10 protein-coding genes are annotated in these 16,094 nt (G+C 72.6%); 3 read left to right on the forward strand and 7 right to left on the reverse strand.

The window, feature by feature from the left end; genetic code table 11:
• On the reverse strand, positions 1-1,379 hold a 1,379-nt coding region (locus tag ACZ4AA_RS28020), incomplete at its 3' end, for a maltotransferase domain-containing protein (protein WP_467608845.1).
• Between the two features lie 220 nt (positions 1,380-1,599).
• Entirely contained in the window at positions 1,600-2,829 is a 1,230-nt protein-coding gene (locus ACZ4AA_RS28025; RefSeq protein WP_467608848.1) for a S8 family peptidase, read from the reverse strand.
• A gap of 329 nt (positions 2,830-3,158) precedes the next feature.
• Between ACZ4AA_RS28025 and glgP the strand changes: the two genes are divergently transcribed.
• Positions 3,159-5,777, forward strand: a complete 2,619-nt coding sequence (gene glgP, locus ACZ4AA_RS28030) for an alpha-glucan family phosphorylase (RefSeq protein ID WP_467608851.1) — start codon at positions 3,159-3,161, stop codon at positions 5,775-5,777.
• A gap of 101 nt (positions 5,778-5,878) precedes the next feature.
• Here glgP and ACZ4AA_RS28035 read toward each other — a convergent pair whose 3' ends face one another.
• From ACZ4AA_RS28035 to ACZ4AA_RS28045, 3 genes are all read right to left on the reverse strand, one after another.
• Positions 5,879-6,379, reverse strand: a complete 501-nt coding sequence (locus ACZ4AA_RS28035; protein ID WP_467608854.1) for a DUF1990 family protein — start codon at positions 6,377-6,379, stop codon at positions 5,879-5,881.
• Positions 6,380-6,446: 67 nt separating this feature from the next.
• Positions 6,447-8,108, reverse strand: coding sequence for a M4 family metallopeptidase (locus ACZ4AA_RS28040; RefSeq protein WP_467608856.1), 1,662 nt, complete (start codon positions 8,106-8,108; stop codon positions 6,447-6,449).
• Positions 8,109-8,415: 307 nt separating this feature from the next.
• Positions 8,416-10,461 (reverse strand): M4 family metallopeptidase, encoded by a 2,046-nt coding sequence (locus ACZ4AA_RS28045; protein ID WP_467608859.1) that lies wholly within the window; start codon positions 10,459-10,461, stop codon positions 8,416-8,418.
• 526 nt (positions 10,462-10,987) lie between these two features.
• Between ACZ4AA_RS28045 and ACZ4AA_RS28050 the strand changes: the two genes are divergently transcribed.
• Together ACZ4AA_RS28050 and ACZ4AA_RS28055 are read left to right on the forward strand one after the other, a co-directional pair.
• Positions 10,988-11,788, forward strand: coding sequence for a TNT domain-containing protein (locus ACZ4AA_RS28050; protein WP_467608862.1), 801 nt, complete (start codon positions 10,988-10,990; stop codon positions 11,786-11,788).
• 86 nt (positions 11,789-11,874) lie between these two features.
• Positions 11,875-12,324: a hypothetical protein gene (locus tag ACZ4AA_RS28055; protein WP_467608867.1), complete on the forward strand. Its 450-nt coding sequence runs from the start codon at positions 11,875-11,877 to the stop codon at positions 12,322-12,324.
• Positions 12,325-12,363: 39 nt separating this feature from the next.
• Here the strand turns inward: ACZ4AA_RS28055 and ACZ4AA_RS28060 are convergent, their stop codons facing one another.
• Positions 12,364-14,235 carry an ABC transporter ATP-binding protein gene (locus ACZ4AA_RS28060; protein WP_467608870.1) on the reverse strand — a complete coding sequence of 624 codons (1,872 nt, stop codon included), beginning with the start codon at positions 14,233-14,235 and terminating at the stop codon, positions 12,364-12,366.
• On the reverse strand, positions 14,232-16,058 hold the full coding sequence (locus ACZ4AA_RS28065; RefSeq protein WP_467608874.1) for an ABC transporter ATP-binding protein: 1,827 nt from the start codon (positions 16,056-16,058) through the stop codon (positions 14,232-14,234). The genes ACZ4AA_RS28060 and ACZ4AA_RS28065 overlap by 4 nt, the downstream gene beginning before the upstream one ends.
• Positions 16,059-16,094: the final 36 nt, after the last annotated feature.

The following is a 16,094-nucleotide window of genomic DNA, read 5'->3' on the forward strand; positions in this document are numbered from 1 at the left end:
GAGCCGATCGCCCAGGGCACCCCGACGTCCTCGGGTCCCGCGGACAGGGTGTTGTCCGGGCCCTTGCGGTGGCTGGTGCCGATGGGGTGGATCGGCGGGAGGTAGACGACGTCGAAGCCCATCTCCGCGATCGCGGGCAGCCGCCCGGCGGCCGTTTGGAACGTGCCGTGCGCCGACGCACCGCCCCGCCCGTTCTCCGAACGCGGGAAGAACTCGTACCACGCACCGAACAACGCCCGCTCCCGCTCCACCAGCAACGGCAACGGTTCGGAGGACGTCACCAGATCGCGCAGCGGATGCTCCGCGAGCACGGCGTCCACCTCCGGGGTGAGCGCGGCGGCGAGACGCGAGGCCACGGGCCGGCCGGTGTCGCGCAGCGCGTCCACGGCCCCGAGCACCGTGTCCCTGGCGCGCTTGCCCTTGGCACCCCTGGGCAGGGCGGCGGCCGCCCGCTCGTACAGCAGGGCGCCCTCCTCAAGGACCAGTTCGGTGTCGAGGCCGGCCGGGATCTTGATGCCCGCGTGGTGCCGCCAGGTGGTGACGGGGTCCCCCCACGCCTCCACCGTGTACGTCCAGCGGCCCTCCGCGCCCGCGCGGACCCGTGCGCCCCAGCGGTCGGTGCCGGGGGCCAGTTCGCGCATCGGCGTCCACGGTCCGGGGCGGCCGTCCGGGTCGCGCAGGACGACGTTCGCGGCGACGGCGTCGTGGCCCTCGCGGAAGACCGTGGCGGAGACCTCGAACTCCTCGCCCACCACGGCCTTGGCGGGACGGCGCCCCTGCTGCACGACCGGGTGGACGTCCAGGACGGGGATCCGCCCGACGGCCGTCACCGGGGTGGCGGCCGGGGCGAGGGGGCCGTCGGCCGCGTCGGGGGTGCGCGTGGCGGGGACGGCGACCCGGCCCGCCCTCGGAGGGGTCCCGGCCGCCTTCGGCGCGGTCTTCTCCGGCGCCGGAACGTTCTTCCCCGCCTTCACGGCGGACGACTTGGCCGTCTTGGCCGTCCTGGCCGTCTTGGCGGCGGACGTCTTGGCCGGCTTCGCGGGGGACTTGGCCGTCCGGGGCTTGGAGGCGGCGCGGCGAGCCGGGGTGCCCGGAGCGGACGCGTCCGAGGACGACGATCCTGGAGCGGACGTGTCCGAGGACGGCGGCTGCGGGGCGACGGGTGCGCCGGCCGGTGGTGTGCCGAGGACGGGTGCGGCGACGGCGGGCGCACCGGTGCGCGGGCCGGAGGCACCGGCGCTCGCCGGGCGCGCGCCGGAGTCGGACGCGCCGGCGGTCGATGGTTTTCCGTGAGTACGGGGCCCGTCCCCTGCCGCGCGGGTTAGGGGTGTCTCGGGGGTGTTCGTCGGGAGTGGCGACGTGTGGTGCGTGGCGGGCATGACCGCTCCTGTCCGCGTCAACGTGGGTGGGCGGATGAGTGTGGGGAGGTGGGGCCTGCGGGCGTACCGGAGGAGCCTTCCCACCCTATGCGGGTGGGCATTCCGGCACTTTGTTAACTACTCACGCGTATGTCTACACACAAGACCGGCCTCGTCCCGGGCAGGCGAGGCCGGTGCGGTGTGGCCGAATCACCCTGGTCGCACCGGCGTCGCGCGAGGGTCAGCCGACGTTCAGGAGTCTGTTCGGCGAACCCGGACCCGCGTTCGACACCCTTCCCGGTACGGCGTGTCTCACCAGCGCTTTCACCACCTGGTCCGGTGTGGCCCGCTGATGCTCCGCCAGATACAGCGCCGCCGCCCCGGCCGCGTGCGGGCTCGCCATCGACGTACCGGAACCGGTCGCTCTCGCCAGATCACCGGTGTACGAAGTCGACGTGATGTCCACCCCCGGCGCGAAGAGGTCGAGCGAGGATCCCGTGTCGGAGAAGGGCGCCCGCGCGTCGTTGCGGTCGGTCGCGCCGACCGTGAGCGCCTGGGCGACCCGGGCGGGGGAGTAGAGCGAGGCCGGCAGCCCGGAGTTGCCGGCCGCGACCGTGTAGGTCACACCGGAGGCGATGGAGGTGCGGACGGCCGCGTCCAGCTGGGCGTTGGCGTACCCGCCCAGGCTCAGATTGGCCACGGCGGGCTTTCTCGCGTGCCGGGTGACCCAGTCGATGCCCGCGATGACCTGGGCGGTGGACCCGGCCCCCCGGTCGTCGAGGACGCGGACGGCGACGACCCTGGCCCTCTTGGCCACGCCGTACGAGGTCCCGGCGACCGTTCCGGCGACATGGGTGCCGTGGCCGTTGCCGTCCTGCGCCGTCGCGTCGTCGTCCACGAAGTCCCAGCCGTAGCTCGCCCGGCCCCCGAAGTCCCGGTGCGTGATGCGGATGCCGGTGTCGATGACGTAGACGGTCACCCCCGCTCCCCGCGGCCCGGGCGCCGTGTACCGCCCGTCGAGCGGCCGGCCCCTCTGGTCGATCCGGTCCAGACCCCACGACGGCGGGTTCTCCTGGACGCGGCCCGGTGCCGTACCGGTGTCCTGGACCCCGGCGAACGTCACCCGGGTGTCCTGGACGACGGAGGCCACCCGCGGATCCGCGGCGAGCAGCCGGGCCGCTCTCCGGCCGGCCCGCACGGCGAAGCCGTCGAGGACCGCGTCGTACGTGTGGCTGATTCTCGCTCCGTACCGCGCGGCGAGCGCCGCAGCCCCCGCCCCCGACGGAGCCCGTCCGTCCCCCCTGAGCGTCACGATGTAGCTGCCGCCGACGGACCCGGGCGCCCCCGCGCCGAGTATCCGCCCCACCGGAGCCGCCTGCGCGGGCGGTGCGATGGCCGAAACCACCGTGGCCGTCATGACCGCGGTGACCCCCGCCGCCCAGCGCAGACGCCACTTCCTCGTCCGTGCCATGACCTGACTTCCCCTCCTCGACTGGACGCACCGAGGCCGGAGCCGGCCGCCGCGGGCAGGGTCCGGCCGCACGTCACCCGGTGAGCCTCTCGTGCGGCGCGAAGCACCACAAGGCCGCCCATGCGGGCGGAATCGGCCATGCTGTCCGTGAGGTGTCCGTGAGGGTTGCGTCTATTTCACGCTGATGTCACACGGTCGGACCCGATCGGGGGCCGTGCCGCGATGCGCCGTGTCGCGAAGGCACCCTCGCCGCTAACGTCGTGGGTGACGAAGGCCGCACAACGCCGTGCGTCCCTTAGCCGCGTACGTCCTCCGTGAAGGTGGAATTCGTGAAGGCGATCCGCAGATTCACCGTCCGACCCGTTCTCCCCGAAGCCCTTCACCCGCTCAGTGACCTGGCCCGCAACCTCCGCTGGTCCTGGCACGCCGGGACCCGCGACCTCTTCCGGTCCGTCGACCCCGAGCGCTGGGCGGAGTGCGGCGCAGACCCCGTACGCCTGCTCGGCAGCGTGCCGGCCGGGCGGCTCGCGGAACTCACCGCGGACAGCGGCTTCCTGCACCGGCTCGCCGAGGTCCGCGACGACCTGCGCACGTACCTGAGCGGCGACCGCTGGTACCAGACGCAGACCTCCGACCTGCCCGCCGCCATCGCCTACTTCTCGCCCGAGTTCGGCCTCACCGCCGCGCTGCCGCAGTACTCGGGGGGCCTCGGCATCCTCGCTGGCGACCACCTCAAGGCCGCCAGCGACCTGGGCGTCCCGCTGATCGGCGTGGGCCTGCTCTACCGGCACGGCTACTTCCGCCAGTCGCTGTCCCGCGAGGGCTGGCAGCAGGAGCACTATCCGGTCCTCGACCCCAACGAACTGCCCGTGGTGCCGCTGAGCGAGGACGACGGCACCCCCGCCCAGGTGTCCCTCGCGCTGCCCGGCGGCCGCGCCCTGCACGCCCGGATCTGGCTGGCCCAGGTCGGCCGGGTCCCGCTGCTCATGCTCGACTCCGACGTCGAGGAGAACGGCCTCGGCGAACGCGGGGTCACCGACCGGCTCTACGGCGGTGGCAGCGAACACCGGCTGCTCCAGGAGATGTTGCTGGGCATAGGAGGTGTACGGGCGGTCCGGACGTACTGCCGGCTGACCGGGCACCCGCAGCCCGAGGTGTTCCACACCAACGAGGGGCACGCGGGCTTCCTCGGCCTGGAGCGGATCGCCGAACTCGGCGACCGGGGACTGGACTTCGACTCCGCGTTGGAGGCGGTCAGGGCCGGTACGGTCTTCACCACCCACACCCCGGTGCCCGCCGGCATCGACCGCTTCGACCGGGAGGTGGTCGCCCGGCACTTCGGCGCCGACGCCGAACTCCCGCGCATCGACGTGGGGCGCGTCCTCGCCCTCGGCATGGAGACCTATCCCGGAGGCGAGCCGAACCTCTTCAACATGGCGGTCATGGGCCTGCGCCTCGGCCAGCGGGCGAACGGCGTCTCCCTCTTGCACGGCCAGGTCAGCCGGGAGATGTTCTCCGGTCTCTGGCCGGGCTTCGACCCGGAGGAGGTGCCGATCACCTCGGTCACCAACGGCGTCCACGCCCCGACCTGGGTGGCGCCCGAGGTCGTCCGCCTCGGCGCCCGGCAGGTCGGCGCGCAGCGCACCGAGGACGCGCTGACCGTGGGCGGTTCGGACCGCTGGGACGCCGTGGCCGAGATCGCCGACCAGGAGATCTGGGACCTGCGCAGGGTGCTGCGCGAACAGCTGGTGGTGGAGGTACGGGACCGGCTGCGGGCGTCCTGGCGGCAGCGCGGCGCCGGCACGGCCGAACTCGGCTGGATCGACGGCGTGCTCGACCCCGATGTCCTCACCATCGGCTTCGCGCGCCGCGTCCCCTCGTACAAACGGCTGACGCTCATGCTGCGCGACCGCGACCGGCTCATGGACCTGCTGCTGCATCCCGAGCGGCCGGTGCAGATCGTCGTCGCCGGCAAGGCGCACCCCGCGGACGACGGCGGCAAGCGGCTGATCCAGGAGCTGGTCAGGTTCGCGGACGACCCCCGGGTGCGCCACCGCATCGTCTTCCTGCCCGACTACGGCATGGCGATGGCGCAGAAGCTCTACCCGGGCTGCGACATCTGGCTCAACAACCCGCTGCGCCCGTTGGAGGCGTGCGGCACGAGCGGGATGAAGGCCGCGCTCAACGGCTGTCTCAACCTCTCCGTCCTGGACGGCTGGTGGGACGAATGGTTCCAGCCCGACTTCGGCTGGGCGATCCCGACCGCCGACGGCACCGCGACCGACGACGACCGGCGCGACGAGCTGGAGGCCGGCGCCCTGTACGAGCTGCTGGAGGAGCGGGTGGCCCCCCGCTTCTACGAGCGCGGCCGGGAGGACCTGCCCGACCGGTGGATCGAGATGGTCCGCCGGACGCTGACCCACCTCGGTCCGAAGGTCCTGGCGGGCCGGATGGTGCGCGAGTACGTGGAGCGCCTGTACGCGCCCGCGGCCCACGCCCACCGCTCCCTGACCGCCGAGGCGGCCACCGAACTGGCCGCCTGGAAGTCACGGGTCCGTGCCGCCTGGCCGCGGATCACCGTCGATCACGTCGAGGCGTCCTCGGCGACCACGACGGCCGAACTGGGCACCATGCTGTCGCTGCGGGTCCGGGTCGGCCTCGGCGACCTCGCCCCCGAGGACGTGGAGGTGCAAGCGGTCGCGGGCCGTGTCGACACCGACGACCGCATCGCGGACGCGGTCTGTGTCCCGCTGAAACCGGTCGGCGGCCCCGACCTGGAGGGCCGCTGGGCGTACGAGGGTCCGCTGGCCCTCGACCGCACGGGCTCCTTCGGCTACACCGTCCGGATCCTGCCGTCCCACCGCCTGCTGGCCTCCGGAGCGGAACTGGGCCTGGTGGCGGTGCCCTCCGAGGAGACGGGGGAGGGCGCGGGTCTGCTGATGCGGTGAGACGCGACGACCTCACCGGTACGCGAAGGGGTGAGCCGTGGACGACGGCTCACCCCTTCGCGTCGGCCGGTCCCGGCCGGTGCGCGGCGCGGGGTGATGTCTCAGGTGTCGAGGCCCGCGCACAGACGTCTGAGCACCTTGCCGCAGCGGTGGGCGTAGGCGCGCTGGAGTCCGCGCGTGGCCGCGCCGCCCGCGCGGGCGTACCACGTGGCCGCCCGGCTGAAGGCCGTGACCGTCAGCCAGACGGTGCCGTCGCCGGTGCGGGAGACCACGAAGGCCTCCTCGCCGCACTCGGGATGACCGGGAAGCGTGCCGTAGGCCCACGCGGTGCGGCGGGGTTCCTCGGCGGTCCAGACTATGCGGCAGGGGGCCTTGACCGGGCCGATCGCGACCGTGACGTCGACGCCCGGTGCCGCCTTGCCGGCCTCGGAGACCATGCGGATCCCCATGGCCCGGTGCAGCTCCCAGGTCATCAGCGCCTCGGAGGCGCGACGGAAGACGGCCTCGCCCTCGCCGATGCGGGAGCGGACGTGCAGTCGGTGGAAACCCGGGGGGCAGCGGTCCTCGCGGGTCGCGCCCACGTCCTCGTACGTGTAGGGCATGGGGGCAAGCGTAGGGCGGCACCCGGCACGTTCGGTGCCGGGTGCCGCCTCGGTTCGATCACATTCGCTAGCTGACGTTGACCGCGCTCCAGGCGGCCGCGACCGCGTTGTACTGGGTGCTGCCGGAGCCGTACAGCGCCGCCGCCGCCGAGAGGGTCCCGGTGCGGGCGGACTTGTAGTTGGTCGAGGACGTGAAGTACGTCGTCAGCGCCTTGTACCAGATCTGGAGCGCCGCGGCGCGGCCGATGCCGGTGACCGTGGTGCCGCTGTACGTGGGCGAGTTGTAGCTGACTCCGTTGATCGTCTTGGCGCCGCTGCCCTCCGAGAGGAGGTAGAAGAAGTGGTTCGCGACACCGGACGAGTAGTGCACGTCGAGGTTGCCGACGCTGGACGACCAGTAGTCGGCGGAGCCGCCGTCCTTGCTGGGCTTGTCCATGTAGCGCAGCGGGGTGCCGTCGCCGTTGATGTTGATCTTCTCGCCGATGAGGTAGTCGCCCACGTCGGAGGAGTTGTTGGCGTAGAACTCGACACCCGTGCCGAAGATGTCGGAGGTGGCCTCGTTGAGGCCGCCGGACTCGCCCGAGTAGTTCAGGCCGGCGGTGTTGGCGGTGACGCCGTGGCTCATCTCGTGACCGGCCACGTCCAGCGAGGTCAGCGGGTGCGTGTTGCCCGTGCCGTCGCCGTAGGTCATGCAGAAGCAGCTGTCGTCCCAGAACGCGTTGACGTACGCGCTGCCGTAGTGGACGCGCGAGTACGCTCCGACACCGTTGTTCTTGATGCCGCTGCGGCCGAAGGTGTTCTTGTAGAAGTCCCAGGTCTCCTGGGCGCCGTAGGCGGCGTCGGCGGCCGCGGTCTGGTCGGTGGTGGAGCTGGAGGCCGCGCCGGTGCCCCAGACGTCGTCCGCGTCGGTGAACAGCGTGCCCGCGGAGGAGGACGTGGTGTGCGACTTGTTGTACGTCTTGTGGCCGCCGCGGGTGCCGTCGGTCAGGCTGTACGTCGAGCCCGACAGGGTCGTGTTGAGGGTGACCGTGCCCGAGTAGAGGGTCTTGCCGGTGCCGGTCTCGATGCCCTGGTACTCGAAGAGCTTCTTGCCGGTCGCCGCGTCGGTGATGACGTGCAACTCGTTGGGGGTGCCGTCGTCCTGGAGACCGCCGACGACGGTCTCGTAGGCGAGGGTCGGCTTGCCGGTGGCCGCCCAGATCACCTTGCGGGGTGCCTGGTCGGCGGTGGTCTTGGCCGAGCCCGCGGTCTTGGCGGCGGTCAGCGCCTGCTTCTCGGCCTTGGCGGTGGTGACCAGCGGCTTGAGCGAGGCGACCTTGATGGACGTCTTGGTCGCCTTCGTCACGCCCTCGGTCTTGCCGGCCTTCTCGTGCACGACCAGGTCGCCGCCGAGCACCGGAAGTCCGTTGTACGTGCGTTCGTAGCGGGTGTGCACCGTGCCGTCGGCGTCCTTGACGACGTCTCTGACGACCAGCTTCTCCTTGGCGCCGAGACCTATTCGGCGGGCCGTCTCCGTCGTTGCGGCGTCGGCCTTCTGGATGAGCGCGGTGCGCGCGGAGGCGGAGAGCAGGACGGGCGAACCGGCGAGGGGGGTGGTCTTGCCGGCGGGAGCGGCAGCCGTCTGGGCGACGGCACCGGTGGTCAGACCGGTGGTGAGCAGGGCTCCGGCGGCGACAGCGGTGGCGATGGCCAGAGTGGTGCGCTTGTGACGCGCGTAGAGGGGAGTCACGCAAGCTCCTTCTTGTGGGGACGTCCGTACGGCGTGGGGGCCAGAAGGACGGTTGTGAAGTTGCGGTGCGGGTGAGCCGTGCGGGTGAAGCGTGCCATCCCAGACGCGTACATGTCAGGAGGCCCTAAGGACCTTGGCCGAAAATCGTCGATCAGGTGAACAATCGGGTTCTCCGGCGGCGGCCGATCGCCGTCGGGAACGGGTCGGCGCGAACCCGCGTGCGGGCAGACGGGGGCGCCGCCCCGGGGAGTCGGATCCCCGGGGCGGCGCCCTGGTGTGCCGGTGGCTCGCGGACCTCGGCCGCGGCCTACGGGAAGGTCAGCTTCCAGCTGTCGATGTAGCCGGTGTCCTGGGCCGCCTTGTCCTGGACCTTCAGTTTCCAGGTGCCGTTGGCGACCTCGGAGGACGCGTTGACCGTGTAGGTCGTGTTCACGTTGTCCGCCGAGTCGGACGAGCTGGTGCTCTTCAGGCGGTAGGTCGAGCCGTCCGGGGCGACCAGATCGATCTGGAGGTCACCGCGCCAGGTGTGCACGATGTTCACGGCGACCGCGAGGTTCGACGGGGCGTTGCCGGTGCGGCCGGTGACCGTGACCGACGAGGTGACCGCGGGACCGTTGTCCGGAATCGATACGTCGGTCGTGTTCTCGAACGACGTGCCGCCACCGCCGCCACCGCCCGGCCGAGAACCGACGGCCACCGCTGCCCAGGCGTTCGCCACGGCGGTGTACTCGGCGCTGGTCGTGCCGTACAGCTCACCCGCCGCCGCGAGCGTGCCGGTGCGCGCCGACGCGTAGTTGGTGGTCGAGGTGAACTTGGTGGTGAGCGCGCGGTACCAGATCTGGAGCGCCTTGTCGCGGCCGATGCCGGTGACCGGGAGCCCGTCGGAGGTGGGCGAGTTGTAGCTGACGCCGTTGATGACCTTCGCGCCGCTGCCCTCGCTCAGCAGGTAGAAGAAGTGGTTCGCGACGCCCGACGAGTAGTGCACGTCGAGGTTGCCGACACCGGAGTACCAGCTGTCGGCGGAGCCGCCGTCCTTGCTGGGCTTGTCCATGTAGCGCAGCGGGGTGCCGTCGCCGTTGATGTCGATCTTCTCGCCGATGAGGTAGTCGCCCACGTCGGTCGAGTTGTTGGCGTAGAACTCCACGCCGGTGCCGAAGATGTCCGAGGTGGCCTCGTTGAGGCCGCCGGACTCGCCCGAGTAGTTCAGGCCCGCGGTGTTGGAGGTGACACCGTGGCTCATCTCGTGGCCCGCGACGTCCAGCGCGGTCAGCGGGTCGGCGTTGCCGGTCCCGTCGCCGTAGGTCATGCAGAAGCAGGTGTCGTCCCAGAACGCGTTGACGTACGCGTTGCCGTAGTGGACGCGCGAGTACGCTCCGACGCCGTTGTTCTTGATGCCGCTGCGGCCGAAGGTGTTCTTGTAGAAGTCCCAGGTCTCCGCGGCGCCGTAGTGCGCGTCCGCGCCGGCCGTGGCGGCGTTCGACGTGGTGCCGTTGCCCCAGGTGTCGCTCGTCTGGGAGAACAGCGTGCCGGTGCCCGACGTGCCCCGGTTCAGGTTGTACGTCTTGTGGCCGCCGCGCGCGCCGTCGGTGAGGGTGAAGTTGGAGCCCGACTGCGTGGTCGTCAGGCTCACCTGTCCGCTGTACTGGGTGTTGCCGATGCCGGTCTCGATGCCCTGGTACTCGTAGAGCTTCTTGCCGGTGGCCGCGTCGGTGATGACGTGCAGCTGGTTGGGGGTGCCGTCGTCCTGGAGACCGCCGACGACGGTCTCGTAGGCGAGGGTCGGCCTGCCGCTCGCCGCCCAGATCACCTTGCGGGGCGCGCGGTCGGCGGCGGTGCTCTTCGAACCGGCGGCCCTGGCGGCGGACAGCGCCTGCTTCTCCGCCGTGCCGGCGGCCACCGAGGGCTTGAGGGTGGCGACCTTGAGGGACGCGCCCGTCGCCTTGTAGACGTGCCCGGTCGCTCCGGACTTCGCGGTGTCGACGACCATGTCGCCGCCGAGCACCGGCAGTCCGTCGTACGTCCGTTCGTAGCGGGTGTGGACGGTGCCGTCGGCGTCCTTCATGACGTCACGGGCGACGAGGCTCTCGCCGGCGCCGAGACCCAGGTCCCGGGCGGTCGTGGACTTGGCCGCGTCGGCGTCGCGTATCAGCTCGGCTCGCTGTGAGGCGGTGAGCTTCATGGTGACGGCGCCCGGGTTGATCCTGCCCGCCCGGGGGGCCTGTTCGGGGGCGGCGCTCGCGGCGCCCGACTGGACGGCCGCGGCCAGCAGCGCGGAGACGCCGACGAGGGCGACACCGGCGACGCGGCGCTTGGTGATGTGGGAGGTGCGTCTGTGGGGAGAACTGCTGCTCAACACTGACTCCTTCTGCATGGCCGCGGGTCGCGCGGCCAGGGGAGACCGGACGATGGAGGGACCCGTCCGGGCAGAACTGGGCGGTACGCGGAACCAGGTGCATGGGGTCGTTCGGCACAACACAGCGGATTTGCTGTGAGGTTGCTGTGAAGTTGCCGAGGGAAGAGTGGCAGGAGATAACCCTTTCTGTCAGGACCACATCACGAAAATGGCCGGAAACGGTCCGTTGTCCGGTTAGTCATGTTCGATATACGGACTGGCCTTCGGGTGTTCGTCTCGGCGTGATGGAGACAGGGCGAGGCCCGGCGGGAGGGCGGACCTCCGGCCGGGCGCCCGTACCGCCAGATGACCGGCCCGCCGTCAGCAACGGAATGAAGCCCAGACCCTTTCGAGCGGCTTCCGGCACGTCAGCTCGCCCGCCCCCCGCCCCTGCGGTTTGAGTGATCCACGGCATTCCGGCCCGCACCGGGCGCCCCGGACCGGGCGCAGCGGTGCGAGCCGGACACGTACTTCCGCAGGAGGTTTGGTGAGAAGGTCACATTGGTGTGCGAGCCTGGCGGCGCTGGGAGGCCTGACCGGCTCTCTGATGCTCGGCGCCTCCGTCTCGTCCGCGGCGCCCGACCGTCCGGACGCCGGCCCCGCGACCGGCGTCCACGCCCTGTCCGCCACCCCCGAGCCGAAGCCGGCCCCCGGGCATGTGAAGCCGGCGGACGAGCACGCCGGGTCGGACCCCTCGCGCGTGTGCCAGGGGCTCGTACCGGACCCCATTTCGCCGAGGCTGCGCCGTCTGTACTTCTGCGGTGACTGGCGCCTCGGCCCCAGGTGGCTGCCGACCCGGGGCGTCCTCGGACGCATCCTCGACCGGTACGACCGGCTCGGCGGTCTCACCGCCGTGAAGTTCCTCGACAAGTGGTGGGACCCCACCGCCGACTCGGGCCAGGGCGACTGGCGTTACCCGCCGGACGACGGTTACACCCACCGGAACGGGACCGTGCTCGCCGCCCCGCTCCTGCTGCACGCCGGTCTGCGGCTCGACCGCTTCGGCAGCGAGGCGGGCCGCTTCCTGGCCCCCAAGGGCACCAAGTACGGCAAGCGGGCCATCCCGCCGTCGAGCCTCGACACCATGGACCCGCGCTACCCGAACAACTACCACTCCTACCGGCTGGCCAAGGACGTGACGGTCTGCGCGGGCAAGACCGCCCCCGGCTTCGAACAGCCCGGCCTCGGCACCCAGTACGTGACGTCGAGCAGGTTCTGCCCGGACATCCCCCGCACCACGGTGGCGGACCTCGTGAGCAACGGCACGCTGGTGCGCACCGACCGCTGATCCCGCCCCCAGGGTGGCGCACGACCGCGCGGAAGCCGGACCCGGCGACGACCGGGCCGGCTCCGCCCCGGCGGAAGGCCGATCGCATGGACCGCTTCGCCCTGTGCCGGGCCCTCCGGGAGGCCGGGGTTCCCGCCGCCTCCTACGAGCTCGCGGACTGCCCCGGCGACCGTCGTGCGGCCGACCGCTGGTTCCTCGACGGCCACGACGGGGACTGGACCGTGGGCGTCCACGAGCGGGGGACCCGGGAGGTCTTCGAGCGGTTCACCGACGAGGGCGAGGCCTGCCGGTGGCTCTACGACCGGCTCCTCGGCGGTCAGCCGCCCGCCACGGACACATCACCCGCGTCCCCGCCCACCCCGGTACCCGTGCCCGTGCTCGGAGAGCCGGCCGGTACGGAGCCCGATCCCGAAGCGCTGCAACGCCGGGCGGACGACGAGCTCGAAGCGGCCCTCGCCGCACTGCGCCGCCGCGCCGACGGTGGACCCGGCGGCGAGCACCCCGGGGAATCCGCTGAAGGGGACGGTCCCGGGTAGGGGCCGTCGTCCGGACCGGTCCGGGCCGGAGGACGTGAGTCAGCCGGCCGCGGGGCCTCCGTCCTCGACCCCGACCCCGTCCTCGATCCCGTCCTCGATCCCGACCCCGACCCCGTCCTCGATCCCGTCCTCGACCCGGTTCTCGGCCCCGTTCCCGTTCCCGGTGCCGGCCCCGTCGCCGTGCCACGAGTGCCACAACGCCGCGTACGGCCCTTCTGCCGCCACCAGCTCGTCGTGCGTGCCCAGTTCGCTGAGCCGGCCGTCCTCCATCACCGCCACCCGGTCGGCGTCGTGCGCGGTGTGCAGCCGGTGGGCGATCGCGATGACGGTCCGGCCCTCCAGCACGGTGGCCAGCGCCCGCTCCGTGTGCCGGGCGGTCGTCGGGTCCAGGAGCGCCGTGGCCTCGTCGAGGACCAGGGTGTGCGGATCGGCGAGCACCACCCGGGCCAGCGCCAGCTGCTGGGCCCGCGATCCGTCGACGCGCAGCGCCTCAGGACCCAGCTCGGTGTCCAGACCGTCAGGCAGCTCCCCGGCCCAGTCGGCCGCCCCGACCGCCGCGAGCGCCGCCCACAACGCGTCGTCACCGGCGCCCGGTTCGGCGATGAGCAGGTTGTCACGGACCGTGCCGAGGAACACGTGGTGCTCCTGGGTGACGAGGACGACGTGCCGTCGCAGCTGCTCCGGGTCGAGGGCGACGACCGGCACCCGCCCGACCGTCACCGTCCCGCTGCCCGGAGCGTCGACCCCCGCCAGCAGCCGGCTGAGCGTGGTCTTCCCGGCGCCCGAGGGGCCCACGACGGCCAGCCGCTCCCCGGGCCGCACCGTCAGATCGACCCCGCGCAGCACCTCGCCGCCCCGCTCGTAGGCGTACCGCACCCCGGTGACGTCGATCCGGTCGTCCACCGGCACCGGGGAGCCGGCCGAGGCCGCGCGCGGCGCGCCCGCGAGACCCTCCACGCGGGCGAACGAGGCGCCGCTGCTCTGGAGTTGCTCGACCCGGTTCAGGATCTGGTCCAGCGGGTCGGCGAGCCGGTGCAGATAGAGCGTCGCGGCGACCACGGTCCCGAGGCTCAGCGTCCCCCGGGCGTGCAGCGCGCCGCCCACCAGGAGCACGGCCACGACCGGCAGGACGTACGAGGTCTCCACGGCCGGGAAGAACACGCTGCGCAGGAACAGCGTCCGCATCCGCGTCACCCGGGAGACCTCCAGCGCGTCCCGGCTCGCCCGGATCCGGTGCCCGCCCAGCCCGAACGCCTCCACCGTGCGGGCGCCGGACGCGGTGGCCGCGAGGATCTCGGCGACCTCGGAGCCGGCGGCCCCCTGCGCGAGATAGGCGGCGCGCGCCCGGCGCAGATACCAGCGCAGCGCGAACCCGATGCCGGTCAGGCCCAGCACCCCGCAGGCGCCGAGCAGCGGGTCGATGGCGAAGACGGCGACGAGGACGAACAGCGCCTGCGCCCCGGAGATCAGCAGTTGGGGTCCCGTGTCGCGCAGGGTGTCGCCCACCACCGTGACATCGGCGGTGCCGCGAGCGGTGAGATCGCCGGTGCCCGCCCGCTCCACGACCGAGGCGGGCAGGGTCAGCGTCCGCTCCACGAACTCCTCCCGCACCCGCGCGAGCGACCGCTCGCCGAAGCGGTAGCCCACATAGCCGGCCCAGCGCGAGAGCAGCAGCTGGACCAGCGAGGCCGCGAGGATGACGAGCGCGGGCCCGTCCACCACCTCCACACCGCCGCCGCCGCGCACGTCGTCGATCATCCGGCCGAGCAGCCAGGGGCCGACCAGACCGGCCGTCGCGGCCAGCGCGTTGAGGGCGAGGACTGCGGCGAACATCCGCCCGTCCGCCCGGATCAGCCGCGTCGCCGCCCGCCGCACCTCGGCGCGCCCCGCCACCGGCAGCCGGTCCGTCACAGCGCCGCCTCCTCGTCCACGCCCGCCACGGGACCCACGGCCCCCTCCGCTTCCGTACCCGGCTCCGCTTCCGTACCCGGCTCCGCGCCCCGGTCCGGCTCCGCGCCCCGGTCCGGGTCCGCGTCGGGCTCCGTGTCGCGGGCCACCAGCGAGCGGTACCCCGGTTCCGTCCGAAGGAGTTCGCGGTGGGTGCCGGTGGCCGCGGCCTTCCCGTCGACCAGGAAACAGACGGTGTCCGCGTGGTCGAGCACGAGCGGCGACGTGCTGGTCACGAGCGTCGTACGGCCGAAACGGGCGGCGCGCAGCCGGGCCGCGACGCTCGCCTCCGTGTGCGCGTCGAGCGCCGACGTCGGTTCGAGGGCGAGCAGCACCTCGGGATCGGTGAGGAGCGCGCGGACGAGCCGGACCCGCTGGCGCTGCCCGCCGGACAGGTTCCTGCCCTGGGCGTCGACGGCCGCGTCGAGGCCGCCCGGCAGCCCGAGGACGATGTCGTCGGCGGCGGCCGTGCGCACGGCCTCGGCGACCCTCTCCTCGGCGGGCTCCCGGTGCCCCCGGACCACCTCGCGCAGTGTGCCGGCGAACAGGTCGGCCTCGTTGTCGGCGACCAGGATCCGCTCCCGCACCTGGGACAGGGCGACCGCGTCGAGCCGTACGCCGCCCCAGGTCACGTCCGAGGCGGAGTACCGGCCGAGCCGGTCGACGACGGCCGCGGACCGTTCCGGCCGGGCCCCGGCCAGCGCGGTCAGCCTCCCCGGGACCACCCGGACCCCGGATTCCGGATCGTGCAGCACGGCGGGGGACCCCGGGGCGTCGAGCGCGTCCGGGGGAGAGGCGGCGGGCTCCAGGGACAGGAACCGTACGACGCGCCGCGCGGCGACCACGGCCCGGGAGAGTTCGTAGCCGCAGTCGATGAAGAAGTACACCGGCAGGACCAGGACCGCGGCGTAGCCGTACACGGACACCAACTGGCCGATGGTGATCTCCCCTTGGGCGGCCAGCCGGGCCGCGAGCCAGGTCACCACGGCCAGGAAGACGGACGGCAGCCCCATGCCCAGCGCCTGGATCCAGCTGGTCACCGCGCCGACCCGGTAGCCCTGCTCGCGCAGCTTGCGCGAGTCGCGGCGGAACGCGTCCGCGAACAGCCCCTTGCCGCCGAGGCCGTTCAGGACGCGCAGGCCCCCCGCGAGGTCGCCGATCCGCGCGGTCAGCACGGCCTGCCCCTCGCGGTACCCCGTCTCCGTCCCCTGGAGGCGCACCGTGAGCGGCCCGATGAGCCCGGCCGTCAGCGGAACCCCGAGCAGGAGCACCACAGACAGCTGCACCGAGACCGGCAGCAGCAGCGCCGCCACCACGCCGTAGGTGACGACCGAGGCCAGACCGGGCCCGACGATCGTCAGCGAGGTGCTGATCGTGTCCACGTCGCGGACGCCGACCGTGACGATCTCCCCCGTACCGGTCTGCCGCGACAGTGCCGCGCCGAGCCGGGCGGCGTGCTCGACCACGAGCTTGACCGTACGGAAGTTGGCGTCCATCCGGATCTTGGTCATGGTGCGGTGCCGCAGCACGCCGAGACCGGCGTTGAACACCCCGGTGGCGAGTACGGCGGCCGTCCAGCCCGCCAGCGCGGGCCCGTCGCCCGGTGCCAGTCCCTCGTCGATGGCCCGGGACAGCAGATACGGCGTCAGTGCCGTGAGCCCCATCCACACGGAGGAGACCACCGCGCCGGTGACCGACCGGCGCGTCTGCCGGGTGACCAGCCACCACAGGAAGTGCCAGCCGCCCCGCCGGTCCGGTGTCCCCGGATCGGTGTACGTGTCGATCATCGGTCTTCTTCCGTCACTGATGCCGCCCCTTCGACC

Source organism: Streptomyces sp. NPDC024698 (assembly GCF_055559015.1).